The organism is Burkholderia diffusa (genome assembly GCF_001718315.1).
GTDB lineage: Bacteria > Pseudomonadota > Gammaproteobacteria > Burkholderiales > Burkholderiaceae > Burkholderia > Burkholderia diffusa_B.
Genome location: NZ_CP013363.1, coordinates 2,114,107 through 2,130,450, shown reverse-complemented (window position 1 = coordinate 2,130,450; position 16,344 = coordinate 2,114,107). Strand labels below are relative to the sequence as shown.

15 protein-coding genes are annotated in these 16,344 nt (G+C 66.9%); 6 read left to right on the top strand and 9 right to left on the bottom strand.

Annotated elements, in window-relative coordinates:
• Window positions 1–19 precede the first annotated feature (19 nt).
• The 8 genes from denD to WI26_RS24745 form a co-directional block, all read right to left on the bottom strand.
• Window positions 20–991 carry a D-erythronate dehydrogenase gene (gene denD, locus WI26_RS24780; protein WP_069227504.1) on the bottom strand — a complete coding sequence of 324 codons (972 nt, stop codon included), beginning with the start codon at window positions 989–991 and terminating at the stop codon, window positions 20–22.
• A gap of 28 nt (window positions 992–1,019) precedes the next feature.
• The gene (gene otnI / locus WI26_RS24775) at window positions 1,020–1,796 is read right to left on the bottom strand and encodes a 2-oxo-tetronate isomerase (RefSeq protein WP_060188198.1); all 777 of its coding nucleotides are present in this window, start codon (window positions 1,794–1,796) and stop codon (window positions 1,020–1,022) included.
• A gap of 60 nt (window positions 1,797–1,856) precedes the next feature.
• Window positions 1,857–3,182, bottom strand: coding sequence for an MFS transporter (locus tag WI26_RS24770; RefSeq protein ID WP_069227858.1), 1,326 nt, complete (start codon window positions 3,180–3,182; stop codon window positions 1,857–1,859).
• Window positions 3,183–3,320: 138 nt separating this feature from the next.
• The gene (locus WI26_RS24765) at window positions 3,321–3,959 is read right to left on the bottom strand and encodes an aldolase (RefSeq protein WP_069227503.1); all 639 of its coding nucleotides are present in this window, start codon (window positions 3,957–3,959) and stop codon (window positions 3,321–3,323) included.
• On the bottom strand, window positions 3,956–5,257 hold the full coding sequence (gene otnK, locus WI26_RS24760; protein ID WP_069227502.1) for a 3-oxo-tetronate kinase: 1,302 nt from the start codon (window positions 5,255–5,257) through the stop codon (window positions 3,956–3,958). The genes WI26_RS24765 and otnK overlap by 4 nt, the downstream gene beginning before the upstream one ends.
• A gap of 19 nt (window positions 5,258–5,276) precedes the next feature.
• Entirely contained in the window at window positions 5,277–6,167 is an 891-nt protein-coding gene (gene ltnD, locus WI26_RS24755) for an L-threonate dehydrogenase (protein WP_059466901.1), read from the bottom strand.
• Window positions 6,168–6,250: 83 nt separating this feature from the next.
• The gene (locus WI26_RS24750) at window positions 6,251–6,955 is read right to left on the bottom strand and encodes a FadR/GntR family transcriptional regulator (RefSeq protein WP_059452152.1); all 705 of its coding nucleotides are present in this window, start codon (window positions 6,953–6,955) and stop codon (window positions 6,251–6,253) included.
• Between the two features lie 199 nt (window positions 6,956–7,154).
• Window positions 7,155–8,225, bottom strand: coding sequence for a GlxA family transcriptional regulator (locus WI26_RS24745; protein ID WP_069227501.1), 1,071 nt, complete (start codon window positions 8,223–8,225; stop codon window positions 7,155–7,157).
• A 245-nt stretch (window positions 8,226–8,470) separates the two neighbouring features.
• On the opposite strand from WI26_RS24745, the gene WI26_RS24740 reads away from it, so the two are divergent.
• Genes WI26_RS24740 through WI26_RS24715 form a run of 6 tightly spaced genes read left to right on the top strand, consistent with a single transcriptional unit; the run spans window position 8,471 to window position 15,507 of the window.
• Window positions 8,471–9,856 (top strand): L-serine ammonia-lyase, encoded by a 1,386-nt coding sequence (locus tag WI26_RS24740; protein ID WP_059466899.1) that lies wholly within the window; start codon window positions 8,471–8,473, stop codon window positions 9,854–9,856.
• A gap of 15 nt (window positions 9,857–9,871) precedes the next feature.
• Window positions 9,872–11,116, top strand: coding sequence for a sarcosine oxidase subunit beta family protein (locus tag WI26_RS24735; protein WP_010089369.1), 1,245 nt, complete (start codon window positions 9,872–9,874; stop codon window positions 11,114–11,116).
• Between the two features lie 27 nt (window positions 11,117–11,143).
• Window positions 11,144–11,443: a sarcosine oxidase subunit delta gene (locus tag WI26_RS24730; RefSeq protein WP_059534095.1), complete on the top strand. Its 300-nt coding sequence runs from the start codon at window positions 11,144–11,146 to the stop codon at window positions 11,441–11,443.
• Complete coding sequence (locus tag WI26_RS24725; RefSeq protein WP_069227500.1) at window positions 11,440–14,451, top strand: sarcosine oxidase subunit alpha family protein; 3,012 nt, start codon at window positions 11,440–11,442, stop codon at window positions 14,449–14,451. Before WI26_RS24730 ends, WI26_RS24725 begins: the two co-directional genes overlap by 4 nt.
• Window positions 14,441–15,070, top strand: coding sequence for a sarcosine oxidase subunit gamma (locus WI26_RS24720; protein ID WP_059466896.1), 630 nt, complete (start codon window positions 14,441–14,443; stop codon window positions 15,068–15,070). Before WI26_RS24725 ends, WI26_RS24720 begins: the two co-directional genes overlap by 11 nt.
• Window positions 15,067–15,507, top strand: a complete 441-nt coding sequence (locus WI26_RS24715) for a dihydroneopterin aldolase (RefSeq protein ID WP_059511958.1) — start codon at window positions 15,067–15,069, stop codon at window positions 15,505–15,507. Before WI26_RS24720 ends, WI26_RS24715 begins: the two co-directional genes overlap by 4 nt.
• 65 nt (window positions 15,508–15,572) lie before the next feature.
• On the opposite strand, the gene WI26_RS24710 is transcribed toward WI26_RS24715, so the two are convergent.
• On the bottom strand, window positions 15,573–16,241 hold the full coding sequence (locus WI26_RS24710; protein ID WP_069227499.1) for a lytic transglycosylase domain-containing protein: 669 nt from the start codon (window positions 16,239–16,241) through the stop codon (window positions 15,573–15,575).
• Window positions 16,242–16,344: the final 103 nt, after the last annotated feature.

The following is a 16,344-nucleotide window of genomic DNA, read 5'->3' as shown; positions in this document are numbered from 1 at the left end:
ACGTCGGGCGGCGCGGTCATCAACGCCGCTCGTCGGCGATGTAGCTGCGAATCACGTCCGCGAAGGACGTGTCGCCTTTCAGTCCGAGCACTTCGGCGCGCGTCGTGTCCCAGCGGCCCGGCCAGCTGCCGACGATCTGCTCGACGCGTTCGTCCGGCGCATGGCGGATCAGCTTCACGACGTCGTCGCCCGCGACTTCGCGCAGCGCCGCGATCATTTCGTCCACCGATACCGACAGGCCCGGCAGGTTGATCACGCGTTTGTTGCCGAGCTTCGCGCCGTCGATCTCGCAACCCGCGACGAGCGCGTCGATCGCGCCGCGCGGCGACAGCAGCCACAGCCGCGTCGAACCCGGCACCGGGCATACGCTCTCCTCGCCGTTCAGCGGTTCGCGGATGATGCCGCTCGCGAACGACGACGCGGCCGCGTTCGGGCGGCCCGGCCGCACGCTGATGGTCGGCAGCCGCAGCACGCGGCCGTCGACGAAGCCGCGCCGTGCGTAGTCGCACAGCAGCAGTTCGGCGATCGCCTTCTCCGCGCCGTACGACGATTGCGGATTCAGCGCGGAGTCGTCCTGCACGATGTCGGGCAACACGCCGCCGTAAACGGCCACCGAGCTCGTGAACACGACGCGCGGACGATGGCCGCGCGCGCGACACACTTCGAGCAGCGTGCGCGATGCGTCGAGGTTGATGCGCATGCCGAGATCGAAATCGGCTTCGGCCTGCCCGCTGACGATTGCCGCGAGGTGGAAGATCGCGCCCGTCTGTGTGTCGATCGCGCTTTCGAGCACAGTGCGATCGGCGATATCGCCGACGATCGACGTCACGCGCGCGTCGCCGAAATCGCTGCCCTTGACGACGTCGAGCAGCACCAGTTCGTCGATCTTGCTGGTCCGCCCGTCGGGGCCGGTCAGTTCGCCGCGCTCGAGCAGCTTGCGCGCGAGACGCTGGCCGAGAAAGCCGGCGCCGCCGGTGATCAGTACCTTCATGTTGTGAGCCCTCTTCGGAATGCCTGGATTACAGATACGGCTTGAGCCAGCCGAGGCCTTCGGACGTGCCGGCCTTCGGACGATACTCGCAGCCGATCCAGCCGTCGTAGCCGAGCGCGTCGATCAGCTCGAACAGATACGGGTAGTTGAGTTCGCCGATGTCCGGCTCGTGACGCTCGGGCACGCCGGCGATCTGGATGTGGCCGATGCCCGCGAAATCGCGTTTGAGTTTCATCGCGAGGTCGCCTTCGACGATCTGGCAGTGGTAGCAGTCGAACTGCACCTTCAGGTTCGGCGCGCCGACTTCCGCGCGGATTTCATGCGCATCGTCCTGGCGGCTCAGGAAATAGCCGGGCATGTCGCGCTGGTTGATCGGCTCGATCAGGATCGTGATGCCGTGCGCGGCGGCCGCCTGCGCCGCATGCCGCAGGTTCGCCACGTAGGTATCGCGATGGCGCGCGCGGTCGGCGCCCGGCGCGACCATCCCGGCCATCACGTGCAGCTTCTTGTTGCCGAGCACGCGCGCATAGTCGAGCGCCTGGTCGATGCCGCGCCGGAACTCGTCCTCGCGGCCCGGCAGCGACGCGATCCCGCGTTCGCCGGCAGCCCAGTCGCCCGGCGGCGCATTGAACAGCGCCTGCACGAGGCCGTGCGCGTCGAGGCGCGCGCGGATGTCCTCGGCGGCGAAATCGTACGGGAACAGGTATTCGACGGCCTTGAAGCCGTCGTACGAGGCAGCGGCGAAGCGCTCGAGGAACGCGTGCTCGGTGTACATCATCGAGAGGTTGGCAGCGAAGCGGGGCATGGCAGCGGGTCCTGTGAATGAATGGGGCAGGGCGCACGGCGCCCCGCGTCGAATACCGGATCAGCGGTTCACGAGTTTCGCGGGCGTGAGCCACACGGCGATCGCGCCGATCACGAGCATGCCGGCCAGCATGTACATCCCGGACGACGTGCTGTGCGTGACGTCCTTCAGGTAGCCGATCACGTACGGGCTCGCGAAACCGGCGAGGTTGCCGACCGAGTTGATGATCGCGATCCCGGCGGCCGCAGCGGATCCGGCGAGGAACGCAGTCGGCAACGACCAGAACAGCGGTGCGCAGGTCAGCACGCCGCCAGCCGCCAGCGACAGGAACACGATCGATACCGCCGTATTGTGCGAGTACGACGCGGCGACCGCAAAGCCGACCGCTCCCATCAGCGCCGGCACGATCAGGTGCCAGCGGCGTTCGCGGCGCTTGTCCGCGCTATGGCCGAACAGGTTCATCACGACGATCGCGACGACGAACGGGATCGCCGACAGCAGGCCGATCTGCAACGTATCGGTGATGCCGGTCGACTTGACGAGTGTCGGCATCCAGAACGTGAGGCCGTACTGGCCGGTGACGAACGCGAAGTAGATCAGCGACATCCACCACATGCGCGGGTCGGCGAACACGGCCTTCAGCGAATGGCCGTGCTGCTGCTGTTCCTGCGGCTGCGCGGCGATTTCATCCTCGAGCATCTGCTTCTCGCGCTCGTCGAGCCACTTCGCGCTGCGGATGCCGTTGTCGAGATACAGGATCGTCGCGATGCCGACGAGCACGGCCGGCACGGCCTCGATCATGAACATCCATTGCCAGCCGTGGAAGCCGGAGCCGCCGTGAAAGCGCTCCATGATCCAGCCCGACAGCGGGTTGCCGAAGATGCCCGACACCGGAATCGCCGACATGAACACCGCGATGATCTTCGCGCGGCGATGCGACGGGAACCAGTACGTGAGGTACAGGATCACGCCCGGATAGAAGCCGGCTTCCGCGAGGCCAAGCAGGAAGCGCAGGACGTAGAACTGCGTCGGCGTCTTCACGAACGCGAACAGCGCGGACAGCAGGCCCCACGTGATCATGATCCGCGCGATCCAGATGCGCGCGCCGATGCGGTGCATCAGCATGTTGCTCGGCAGCTCGAACAGAAAGTAGCCGAGGAAGAAGATGCCGGCGCCGAGGCCGAACACGGTTTCGCTGAACGCGAGGTCCTGCGACATCTGCAGCTTCGCGAAGCCGACGTTCACGCGGTCGAGATACGCGACCACGTAGCAGAGCATCAGGAACGGCACGATTCGCCAGAACACTTTCCTGTAGGTGTGGTCGAGCTCGGCCGATTGGGCGGGCGCGGCGGGCGAGCGGCCTGCGGCCGCGTCGAGAGCAGTCATCGTCGTCTCCTGGAATGTCATGTGCCGGCGGCGCGCACGCCGCCGGATTGTGTCGTGTGTGCTGATGGAAAGGCCCGCGCACACGGCGGGCTTGAAACCGGTTGGTAGTCCTTTGTGATATGGACGCGACGCTTTGCGTTACCAGCGTGCGCCGAACGTCTGTCGCAGCTCGTCGAGCGCGGCGTCGGACAGCGGCTCGGGCTTCGGGTTCGTCATCAGCCACAGTCGCGCGGTTTCCTCGAGCTCCTCGAGTGCATACGACGCGTGCGACACCGACTGCCCCCACATCACCGGGCCGAGGCGATCGAGCAGCACGCCGCGCACCTGATCGGCGAGTGCCGCGACTTCGGCCGCGACGGCCGGGTCGCCGGGGCGACGATAGCGGATCAGTGGAATGTGGCCCACCTTCATCACGTAGTAAGGCGTGATCGGCGGCAGCACGTCGGTGTCGCGCCATACGCCCGCGAGCGTCAGCGCGACCAGGTGCGTCGAGTGCGTATGGACGATCCCGTGTGCCTGCGCGTTGCGTGCGTAGATTCCACGATGCAGCGCGAGCGTCTTCGACGGCTTGCCGCCCGACACAGGCTCGCCGTCCAGGCCGACCTTCGCGATGTCGTTGGGATCGAGGCGGCCGAGGCAGGCGTCGGTCGGCGTGATCAGCCAGCCGTCATCCAGACGCGCGCTGATGTTGCCGGCGCTGCCGACTGCGTGGCCGCGCGCATACAGGCTCGCGCCGACGACGCAGATCTCTTCGCGCAGTTTCGCTTCGTGGCTCATCGTGCGGCTCCGTCGAGCGCGCGCAGCGCCTTGTCGAAAAAGTCCACCGTGCCGAAGTTGCCGGATTTCAGCGCGAGGCCGAGCGGCTGTGTGTCGATGGTGGCCGTCGCCGGCACGCCCGGATCGATCTGCGCGCCGATTTGCAGCGACTTCACGTCGAGCGCCTGCACGACCGCGCCGGAGGTCTCGCCGCCGGCGACGACGAACTTGCGCACGCCGAGGTCGCGCAAGCCCTTGGCGATCGCCGCGAGCGTGCTCTCGACGAGATGGCCGGCCGCCTCGACGCCGAGCGCCTGCTGGACGGCCTTCACTTCGTCGGGCGTCGCGGTCGCGTAGATCAGCACGGGTTGCGGCAGATGCGAGCGTGCGAATGCCAGTGCCGCGTCGACGACGGGGTCGCCGCGCGAGGCCGCGAGCGGATCGATCCGGAAGCTCGGTCGGCTTTCGCGCCACGCGGCAACCTGGGCGTTGGTGGCCTTCGACGCGCTGCCGGCGAGCACCGCCGACAACCCGTCGATGCGCGGCAGGGACGCGGCGTTGTCGCGCTCGGGGAGTTGATCCGCGCGACGGAAATTCGCGGGCAGGCCGAGGGCGACGCCCGAGCCGCCCGTGACGAGCGGCAGGCCCGCACACGCTTCGCCCAGCACGTAGAGGTCGCGGTCCGACAGCGCGTCGGCGATCGCGAAGCGTGCGCCTTCCGCGCGCAGCTGCTCGATCCGCGCACGCACGGCGGCTGCGCCCAGTGCGATCGTGTCGCAGCGGATCAGGCCGACTTGCGACTTCGTTTGCCGTTGCAGCACGCGTACGAGATTCGCGTCCTTCATCGGCGTGAGCGGGTGGCTCTCCATGCCGGATTCATTCAGCAGCACGTCGCCGACGAACAGGTGGCCGCGGAAGATCGTGCGCCCGTTCTCCGGGAATGCCGGGCATGCGATCGCGAAGCCGCCGCCGGCCGCATCGAGCAGTGCATCGGCGACGGGCCCGATGTTGCCCGCGTCGGTCGAATCGAACGTCGAGCAGTACTTGAAGAAGAACTGACGGCAGCCCTGCGCGCGCAGCCATTCGTAGGCCGCGAGCGATTGCGCGACGGCGTCGGCTGCGGGAATCGTGCGCGACTTCAGCGCGACGACGATCGCGTCGGCGTCGATCGCCGTATCGGCGGGGGCGCCGCCGACGGGCACGCCGATCGTCTGCACGGTACGCATGCCGCTCTTGACGAGCATGTTCGCGAGGTCGGTCGCGCCGGTGAAATCGTCGGCGATGCAGCCGAGCAGGGGACGGGAAGCGGAAGCGGTCATGGCGGAAACGTCGTTCGAATCAGCGGGCGGGCGGCAGCGTGATGCCGGGGAAAGTCTTGATCACGGCGGAATCGTCCTCGCCGCCGTGGCCGGCGCTCGACGCGCTCATGAACATCTGGTGCGCGGTGGCCGACAGCGGCAGCGGGAACTTGCTGCGGCGCGCGGTATCGAGCACGAGCCCCAGATCCTTCACGAAGATGTCGACGGCCGACAGCGGTGTGTAGTCGCCGTTCAGGATGTGCGGCACGCGGTTCTCGAACATCCACGAGTTGCCGGCGCTGTGCGTGATCACGTCGTAGAGCGCGTCGGCATCGACGCCTTCGCGCAGGCCCAGCGCCATCGCCTCGGCGGCGGCCGCGATATGCACGCCGGCCAGCAGCTGGTTGATGATCTTCACCTTCGAGCCGATGCCGTGCGCGTCGCCGAGGCGATACACCTTGCCGGCGATCGCGTCGAGCACGTCGTCGCAGCCCGCATACGCGGCCGCAGGGCCCGACGTCATCATCGTCATCTCGCCGGAGGCCGCGCGCGCCGCGCCGCCGGATACCGGCGCGTCGAGCATCTGCAGGCCCGCAGCCTCGATGCGTGCGCCGAGCGCGACCGCGAAGTCGGGCGCGACGGTCGCGCTCGCGATCACGACGCCGCCCGGCTTCATCGCCGCGACCGCGCCGTGCTCTCCGAACAGCACCGTTTCGGTCTGCGCGGCATTGACGACGAGCGTGACGACGACGTCGCAACGCGCGCCTAGTTCGGCCGGGCTCGCGCAGGCCACGCCGCCTTCGGCCGCGAACGCCTGCAGCACGGTGTCGCGCACGTCGCATGCGTGCACGCGGAACCCTGCGCGCAGCAGCGAGCGGGCGACGCCGAGGCCCATCGCGCCGAGGCCGATGACTCCAACATTTCGTGACATGGTCAACCTTGATCGATTCGGGAAAGGTTCGGGGCAACGACGGCCCGGGTTCGGCCCGGGCCGCCGCATTCAGCAATCGTTCATCAGCAGATGCCGGCTTCCGCCAGACGGCGGGCGGCGTTGTACATGTGCGTGCGCGCCGCATTGCGCGCTGCCATCGGGTCACGCGCGCGAATCGCGTCGGCGATCGCCGCGTGTTCCTCGCGCACCTGCCTCGAGAAATCCTCGCGCGTCGCTTCATTGCGCCGCGTGACCTTCACGCCGGCCTCGAGGTACTGGTTCAGGAACTGCAGCGTCTTCAGGAAATACGGGTTGCCGGTGACGGCCGCGATCGTGCGGTGGAACGCGACGTCTTCCGCGACGCCGTCACGCCCTTCGGCCACCGCGTCGTCGATCTTGCGCAATGCGTCGTCGATGTCGGCCATGTCGTCGGCCGTGTGGTGCAGCGCGGCTTCGGCCGCGACTTCAGCCTCGATCGCACGGCGTACCGCGAGCAGGTGCGGCAGCGAGCTCGCCTCGACAGCTTCCGCGTAGTCGATCCGCAGCGGCCGGATCGCGCCGTGCTGATTCACGTACACGCCGCTGCCCTGGCGCGGTTCGACCACGCCTTCGTTCTTCAGCCGCGAGATCGCTTCGCGGATTACGGTGCGGCTCACGCCGAATTCCTGCGCGAGCACGGCTTCCGTCGGCAGCTTGCCGGTGGCCGAGAAACTGCCGACTTCGATCTGCTTCAGCAGCTGCTGCGCGACGTGGTCGCTCATCGCACGGGCGGGAATTTTCTCGAACATGGCGCTCTGGTTTGTAAGGTGATGTGGTCATCATACAAATTTGCAGATGCACCAGCATCCGGGATAACCCTCGGCTAACGGGCCGTAACGTCGATTAATTTGATTGGAACCGGTTCCAATTCACGTGAAATGCGGCGATCGTGCGAGGGTCGGCGCGAGGCGGGAGAACGTAAGGGCGCGTCGGCAGCACGCGCGATGGTCAGTCGGCGATGTTTTCGACGGGGTCGAGGTCGGCCGGCATCGGGGCGGCTTCCGCGTCGTCCGCGCCGCGCTCGCGATAGGTCGCCGGTGGCACGCCGAACTGCTTGCGGAACTCGCGGCCGAGGTGCGACGCGTCGGCGAACCCGCAACTCGATGCGATATCGGCGACGGTGCGGTCGGAGCTGGTCAACAGCCACGCGGCCGTGCGCAATCGCACTTGCTTCGCGAACGCCTGCGGGCTCTTGCCCGTTTCCGCCTTGAACAGGCGCTCGAGCTGGCGCGTCGACATGTCGAGCTTGCAGGCGAGTTCCTCGAGCGGCAGCGCGCGGCCGACATGCTGTTCCATCAGGAGAATCGCGCGCTTGACCTTCGGGTGCGTGGCCGGCTCGAGGCCCGGCGGGTGCGGCTGCGGTGCATTGCCCTTCTGCATCTCGCCGACGAGCAGGATGCGCAGGGCCTTCTGCACGGTCGCATGATCGAAATGGCGCAGAAGGATCGCGGCGGCGACGTCGATCGACGCCCGTCCGCCCGAGCAGGTGATCCGGCGCCGGTCGATCACGAACAGGCGATCGGCGATCAGCATGTCGGGATCCGCGTTCGGGAAGCGCTCGATGAAATCCCAATAGTGGAACCAGCTCACGCAAGTGCGGTAGCCGTCGAGCACGTTCGCGCGCATCAGCGTGAACACGCCCGTGCAGATTCCGACGACCGTCGCGCCGCCCGTCGCCGCGCGGCGGATGAAGTCGAGCGTTTCGGGGCCGGCTTGCGGCCCCGAATGCAGCAGCCCGCCAACCACGACCACGTAGTCGAACGGCTCGGCACTCTCGAAAGTTTCCCACGGCGTGATCTGGATCCCGCAACTCGCGCGCACCGGCGCCAGCGTTTCGCCGATCACGCTCCACGCGCAGCGCACCGGCTTGCTGTAGTCGCCGTCGTCGGCCGACAGCCGCAGCATGTCGACGAAACCCGAGAAGGCCGTGAGCGTGAAGTTCGGCAGCAGCACGATGCCGAAACGGATGCGCCGCGGCGCGGGTTCGGCGAGGGGGGAAGCGGGTACGTCGGGTGTCATCGCGGTCAATCTCGTCACGCCGGGAAGGCGGGTCTCACTCGTTTCACTCACTCTGCTGCCACGGCTGGCTGCCGACTTGTGGTTTTTCGTCGCCGATCATCGTCAAAACGCACTTTCCGACCGTCTTGCGCGGGGCTTGGCGGCAGTGTCCCACGCCGATGCCGTTTTTGTTCTATCGGCCAATTTTACGCTTTGATGTACTGACGCCAACGACATTTCACGTACGCCCACCCTGAGGAAGCCAGATGAACGTCAGCGCGTTCGACCTGTTCAAGATCGGAATCGGCCCGTCCAGCTCGCATACGGTCGGCCCGATGATCGCCGCGTGCCGCTTCGCGTCGCACATCGAGGACGCGAACCTGCTCGGCTTCGTGCGCCGCGTGCGGGTCGAACTATACGGCTCGCTCGGTGCAACGGGCAAGGGCCACGGTACCGACAAGGCGGTCCTGCTCGGCCTCGAAGGCCATTTGCCCGACACGATCGATCCCGACCTGATCGAGCCCCGGCTCGCGGCGATCCGCGCGGAGAAGTCGCTGGCGCTGCTCGGCAAGCAGACGATTCGCTTCGACGAGAAGGAAAACATCGGCTTCTACCGCAAGCTGATGAGCGGCACCAGCATCGTGCATCCGAACGGGATGCGCTTCCAGGCGTTCGACGAGCACGGCCAGTTGCTCGTCGAGAAGGAGTATTACTCGATCGGCGGCGGCTTCGTCGTGAATCGCGACGGCGATCGCGTGAACGGCGTGCGCGCGGCGGCCGAAGTGCCGTATCCGTTCCGCACGGGCGACGACCTGATGCGCCAGTGCCGCGAACACGGGCTGTCGATCGCCGAAGTGATGCTGCGCAACGAATGCGCGCTGCGTTCCGAAGACGAGGTGCGCGCCGGGCTGCTGACGATCTGGCGCACGATGGCCGCATGTGTCGAGCGCGGCTGCAAGGTCGAGGGCGACCTGCCGGGCCCGATGCGCGTGAAGCGCCGCGCGGCCGAACTGAACGGGCGCCTGCGTGCGCGTTCGGAGGAGTCGCTGCGCGATCCGCTGTCGATGCTCGACTGGGTCAACCTGTATGCGATGGCCGTCAACGAGGAGAACGCGGCGGGCGGCCGGGTCGTCACCGCGCCCACGAACGGCGCGGCTGGCGTGATCCCCGCCGTGCTGCACTACTACGTGAAATTCGTGCCGGGCTCGAACGAAGCCGGCATCGTCGAATTCCTGCTGACGGCCGCGGCGATCGGGATCATCTACAAGGAAACGGCATCGATCTCGGGCGCGGAAGTCGGCTGCCAGGGCGAAGTGGGCGTCGCATGCTCGATGGCCGCGGCCGCGCTCGCCGCAGTGATGGGCGGCACGCCCGACCAGGTCGAGAACGCCGCCGAGATCGGGATGGAGCACAACCTCGGCATGACGTGCGACCCGGTCGGCGGGCTCGTGCAGATTCCGTGCATCGAACGCAACGCGATGGGCGCGATCAAGGCGCTGAACGCATCGCGGATGGCGCTCAAGGGTAACGGCCAGCACTACGTATCGCTCGATTCGGTGATCAAGACGATGCGCGAGACGGGTGCCGACATGAAGACGAAATACAAGGAAACGTCGCGCGGCGGTCTCGCCGTGAACGTCATCGAATGCTAACGAAGGATCACTAACATGAGCCGCTACTCGATATTCAGCCTGTTCCGCAACGGCCTCTCGTATCACGAGAACTGGGAAAAGCAGTGGAAGAGCCCGGAACCGAAGAAGGAATACGACGTCGTGATCGTCGGCGGCGGCGGCCACGGCCTCGCGACCGCGTACTACCTTGCGAAGGAGCACGGCATCACGAACGTCGCGATCCTCGAGAAGGGCTGGATCGGCGGCGGCAACACCGCGCGCAACACGACGATCGTGCGCTCGAACTACCTGTGGGACGAATCGGCCGCGCTGTACGAGAAGGCGATGAAGCTGTGGGAAGGGCTGTCGCAGGACCTCAACTACAACGTGATGTTCAGCCAGCGCGGCGTGATGAACCTCGCGCACACGCTGCAGGACGTGCGCGACACCGAGCGGCGCGTGAACGCGAACCGCCTGAACGGCGTCGACGCCGAATTCCTGACGCCTGCGCAGATCAAGGAAATCGAGCCGACGATCAACCTGAACAGCCGCTACCCGGTGCTCGGCGCCTCGATCCAGCGCCGTGCGGGCGTCGCGCGTCATGACGCGGTGGCCTGGGGCTTCGCCCGCGGCGCCGATCGCGCCGGCGTCGACATCATCCAGAACTGTCAGGTAACGGGCATTCGCCGCGAGGGCGGCGCTGTGGTCGGCGTCGACACGGTGAAGGGTTTCATCAAGGCGAAGAAGGTCGCGGTGGTCGCGGCCGGCAACACGACGACGCTCGCCGACATGGCCGGCGTGCGTTTGCCGATCGAGAGCCATCCGCTGCAGGCGCTCGTGTCCGAGCCGATCAAGCCGGTGGTCAACTCGGTGATCATGTCGAATGCGGTGCACGCGTACATCAGCCAGTCCGACAAGGGCGACCTCGTGATCGGCGCGGGTATCGACCAGTACACGGGCTTCGGCCAGCGCGGCAGCTTCCACATCATCGAAGGCACGTTGCAGGCGATCGTCGAGATGTTCCCGGTGTTCTCGCGCGTGCGGATGAACCGTCAGTGGGGCGGCATCGTCGACGTGTCGCCGGATGCGTGCCCGATCATCAGCAAGACCGACGTGAAGGGCCTTTACTTCAACTGCGGCTGGGGTACCGGCGGCTTCAAGGCGACGCCGGGCTCGGGCTGGGTGTTTGCACACACGATCGCTCGCGACGAACCGCATCCGCTGAACGCGCCCTTCGCGCTCGACCGCTTCTACACGGGCCACCTGATCGACGAGCACGGCGCTGCCGCCGTCGCGCACTGACCCCGCACTGAACGAGGAGAAAGAAACATGTTGCTGATCGAATGTCCGTGGTGCGGGCCGCGCGCCGAATCCGAGTTCACGTGCGGCGGTGAAGCCGACATCGTGCGCCCGGTTGCGAACGAGAACATGACCGACCGAGAATGGGGCGAATACGTGTTCATGCGCGAGAACAAGCGCGGTATCCACCGCGAGCAGTGGCTGCACACGCAGGGCTGCCGCCGCTGGTTCAAGGTCACGCGCGACACGGTGACCTACGATATCAAGGGCTACGAAAAGTTCGGTGGGGCTGCCGCCGGCAACGCACACGAAGAGGGCACGAGCAAATGAGCCAGAAAGACCGCCTCGGCACCGGTGGCCGCATCAATCGCGCGATTCCGCTGACGTTCACGTTCAACGGCCGCACGTATCAGGGCTTCCAGGGCGACACGCTCGCATCCGCGCTGCTCGCGAACGGCGTGCACTTCGTCGCGCGCAGCTTCAAGTACCACCGTCCTCGCGGGATCGTGACGGCGGACGTCGCGGAACCGAATGCCGTCGTGCAGCTCGAGACCGGCCCGTACACGGTGCCGAACGCGCGCGCGACCGAGATCGAGCTGTACCAGGGCCTCGTCGGGACGAGCGTGAACGCCGAACCGTCGCTCGAGAACGACAAGTACGCGATCAACCAGAAGTTCTCGCGCTTCATGCCGGCCGGCTTCTACTACAAGACTTTCATGTGGCCGCGCAACATGTGGCCGAAGTACGAAGAGAAGATCCGCGAGGCCGCCGGCCTCGGCAAGGCGCCCGAAGTGCTCGACGCCGATCGCTACGACAAATGCTACGCGCACTGCGACGTGCTCGTGGTCGGCGGTGGCCCGTCGGGTCTCGCCGCCGCGCATGCGGCCGCGACGGCCGGCGCACGCGTGATCCTCGTCGACGATCAGCGCGAACTCGGTGGCAGCCTGTTGTCGTGCCGCGCGGAAATCGACGCGAAGCCGGCGCTGCAATGGGTCGAGAAGATCGAGGCTGAACTGCGCAAGCTGCCCGACGTGACGATCCTGTCGCGCAGCACCGCGTTCGGTTATCAGGACCACAACCTCGTGACCGTCACGCAGCGCCTGACCGATCACCAGCCGGTGTCGATGCGCAAGGGCACGCGCGAGCTGCTGTGGAAGATTCGCGCGAAGCGCGTGATCCTCGCGACGGGCGCACACGAGCGTCCGATCGTGTTCGGCAACAACGACCTGCCGGGCGTGATGCTCGCCGGCGCGGTGTCGACCTACATTCATCGCTACGGCGTGCTGCCGGGCCGCAACGCAGTCGTGTTCACGAACAACGACCGTGCGTACCAGACCGCGCTCGACCTGAAGGCGTGCGGCGCGAAGGTGACGGTCGTCGATTCGCGAGCGTCGTCGAACGGCGCGTTGCCCGCCGCCGCGAAGCGGCAGGGCGTGACGGTGATGAGCGGCGCCGTCGTGACGGCTGCTTCGGGCAAGTGGCGCGTATCGTCGGTCGACGTCGCGTCCTACTCGAACGGCCAGACCGGCGGCAAGCTGCAGTCGCTGCCGTGCGACCTCGTCGCGATGTCGGGCGGTTTCAGCCCGGTGCTGCACCTGTTCGCGCAGTCGGGCGGCAAGGCGTGCTGGAACGACGAGAAAGCCTGCTTCCTGCCCGGCAAGCCCGTGCAGGCGGAAGCGAGCGTCGGTGCGGCCGCCGGCGAGTTCGGTCTCGCCCGTGCGCTGCGGCTCGCGCTCGACGCGGGCGCCGAAGCGGCGAAGGCAGCGGGCTTCACGACTGCGCAGCGCCCCGTCGCGCCGCAGGTCGCGGAAACCGTCGAAGGCGCACTGCAGCCGTTGTGGCTCGTCGGCAGCCGCGAGGCCGCCGCACGCGGGCCGAAGCAGTTCGTCGACTTCCAGAACGACGTGGCGGCCGCCGACATCCTGCTGGCCGCGCGCGAAGGTTTCGAATCGGTCGAGCACGTGAAGCGCTACACCGCGATGGGCTTCGGCACCGACCAGGGCAAGCTCGGCAACATCAACGGGATGGCGATCCTCGCGCAGGCGCTCGGCAAGACGATTCCGGAAACGGGCACGACGACGTTCCGCCCGAACTACACGCCCGTGTCGTTCGGTACGTTCGCGGGCCGCGAGACGGGCGACTTCCTGGACCCGATCCGCAAGACGGCCGTGCATGAATGGCACGTCGAGCACGGTGCGATGTTCGAAGACGTCGGCAACTGGAAGCGGCCCTGGTATTTCCCGAAGAGCGGCGAAGATCTCCATGCGGCCGTAAAGCGCGAATGCCTGGCGGTGCGCAACAGCGTCGGCATCCTTGACGCGTCGACGCTCGGCAAGATCGACATCCAGGGTCCGGACGCGGTGAAGCTGCTGAACTGGATGTACACGAACCCGTGGAACAAGCTCGAGGTCGGCAAGTGCCGCTACGGGCTGATGCTCGACGAAAACGGCATGGTGTTCGACGACGGCGTGACGGTGCGCCTCGCCGACCAGCATTTCATGATGACGACGACCACCGGCGGCGCGGCGCGCGTGCTCACGTGGCTCGAGCGCTGGCTTCAGACCGAATGGCCCGACATGAAGGTGCGGCTCGCGTCCGTCACCGATCACTGGGCGACGTTCGCGGTGGTCGGCCCGAAGAGCCGCAAGGTCGTGCAGAAGGTGTGCCAGGACATCGACTTCGGCAACGATGCGTTCCCGTTCATGAGCTACCGCAACGGCACCGTCGCGGGCGTGAAGGCGCGCGTGATGCGCATCAGCTTCTCGGGCGAACTGGCGTATGAAGTGAACGTGCCGGCCAACGCGGGCCGCGCGGTGTGGGAAGCGTTGATGGCGGCCGGCGCCGAGTTCGACATCACGCCGTACGGCACCGAAACGATGCACGTACTGCGCGCCGAGAAGGGCTACATCATCGTCGGTCAGGATACCGACGGCTCGATCACGCCGTACGACCTCGGGATGGGCGGGCTCGTCGCGAAGTCGAAGGACTTCCTCGGCAAGCGTTCGCTGTCGCGCTCGGATACCGCGAAGGAAGGCCGCAAGCAGTTCGTCGGCCTGCTGACCGAGGACGAGCAGTTCGTGCTGCCGGAAGGCGCGCAGATCATCGCGAAGGACACGCAGGTGTCGGCGGTCGATCCGACGCCGATGATCGGTCACGTGACGTCGAGCTATTACAGCCCGATCCTGAAGCGCTCGATTGCGCTGGCGGTGGTGAAGGGCGGTCTGAACAAGATGGGCGAGAGCGTCGTGATTCCGCTGGCCAACGGCAAGCGCGTCACCGCGAAGATCTCGAGCCCGGTTTTCTACGATACCGAAGGGGTGCGCCAGCATGTGGAATGAAACGAGAAACCAGTCTCAGGTGGCGGGCGCGGGCGTGACGCTTGAATCGCCGTTCGTCGGCGCGGCCGATGTGCTGAAGCCGCACCAGGCGCGCGCATCGAAGAAGTTCATGCTGCGCGAGCGGGCGTTCCTCGATCTCGTGAACGTGCGCGGCGAGCTGAGCGACCCGGCATTCGTCAGCGCGTTCGAGCGCGTGGTCGGCTGCCGGCCGCCGTCGGCGCCGAACACGGTCGCGCGCGGCGCCGAGTACGACGTGCTGTGGCTCGGTCCCGACGAGTGGCTCGTGCGCTCGAACGGGCCCGTGCAGGCGGGCGTGCTCGAAGCCCAGCTAGCGGAGGCCGTGCAGGGTTCGTATGCGGCGGCCGTCGACGTCGGCAGCGGCTACACGGTCGTCGAGGTCAGCGGCGAACGCGTGCGCGACGTGATCGCGCGCGGCTGCCCGCTCGATCTGCATCCGCGCGTGCTCAAGCCGGGCCAGTGCGCGCAGTCGCACTACTTCAAGTCGCCGATCACGCTGCTCCCGACCGGCGACGATACGTTCGAGATCGTCGTGCGTCGCAGTTTCGCCGACTATTTCGTGCGCATCATGCTCGACGCCGCGGCGCCGCTCGCATCATGAAGCCGTTCGACGAACCGTTCGTGGCGATCGACGCGCCGCGCCTGCGCGGGCGCGGCTGGAGCGTGTTCGTCGAGGAACTGAAAGTGCCCGCGCGGATCGGCATCCACGCGCACGAGCACGAGGCGCCGCAGCCGATCGTGATCGATGCGCGGCTCGGGTATCGCTGCGAGCCGAGCGAGCAGGGCGAGTGGATCGACTACGACGGCTACTGCGCACGTGTCGCGTCGTTCCTGTCGCACAAGCCGCATACGCGACTGCTCGAAACGCTCGTCGCCGATCTCGCGGTGCTGTCGTTCCGCGAATGGCCCGCGCTGGAGTCGCTAACGCTGTCGATGTACAAGCCGAAGATCCGGCCCGGGACGAAGCGCGTCGGCGTGTCGCTCGACTGGACGCGCGGGGATTACCTGCGGTGGACGGGGGCGGCGGGCCAGCTGTGACGGTCTGAGCAGCCCGTATCGTTCCAAAGCGGCGCGTGATGACGCGCCGTTTCTCTATGCAGCGCTTACTTCGCGTTGCGGCTTGCGGCGGGCGCCGCGGTCGACAGATCGCTGACCGGAATCATGCGCGCGTTCGTATCGTTCGCGATCTTCGCGCCGTCTTCGGGTTCGAGGACGAAACGGAACGTGTCGACCCGCTGCATCACTTTCGCCGCATATGCATTCGATCCACCATAGCTTTTCAGCCCGGCCTGCACGTTGCCGCCGGCTGCCCGCACATAGCCCGACAGGATCTTTGAACCGGCTTCGACGTTCGCATTCGGCTCGGTCAGGTCCTTCACGTCGCGCAGCATGCCGCGGTGCGCGGAAGGCACGACCTGCATCAGCCCGGTCGCGCCATGCTGGCCGCGCGCCTTTTCCTGGAAGCGCGATTCGATCGAGATGATGGCGTAAACGAGCGCCGGAGGCAGCGAATATTTCGCCGCAGTGATGTTCACGATATCGGCGAGCTTCGCGGCACGCTCTTTCGCGACGCCGAATTTCTTCGTCAGGTAGGACGTGATGCGGCGGTTTGCTTCGTTTGGCTGATCGTTCGCGAGCGGGGCGGAGGCCTCGGCCGGCGCGGATGCGGCCGCTTCGGGCGCGGAGGCAGGCAATGCGGGCGCCTGCTGCGCCGAGGCCTGGTGCGCGATGCCGAGCGAAAGCACGATCAGCCAGAGAAACCGTCGTCGCATGGTGGAGTGCGGGGAAATGGGAGGCGCATAGTATATCGGCCAATCATCGTACGTGTGCGAGCGCGGGCTCGAATGAAAGCGCGATGTAGGCTTTGGTCGGCGC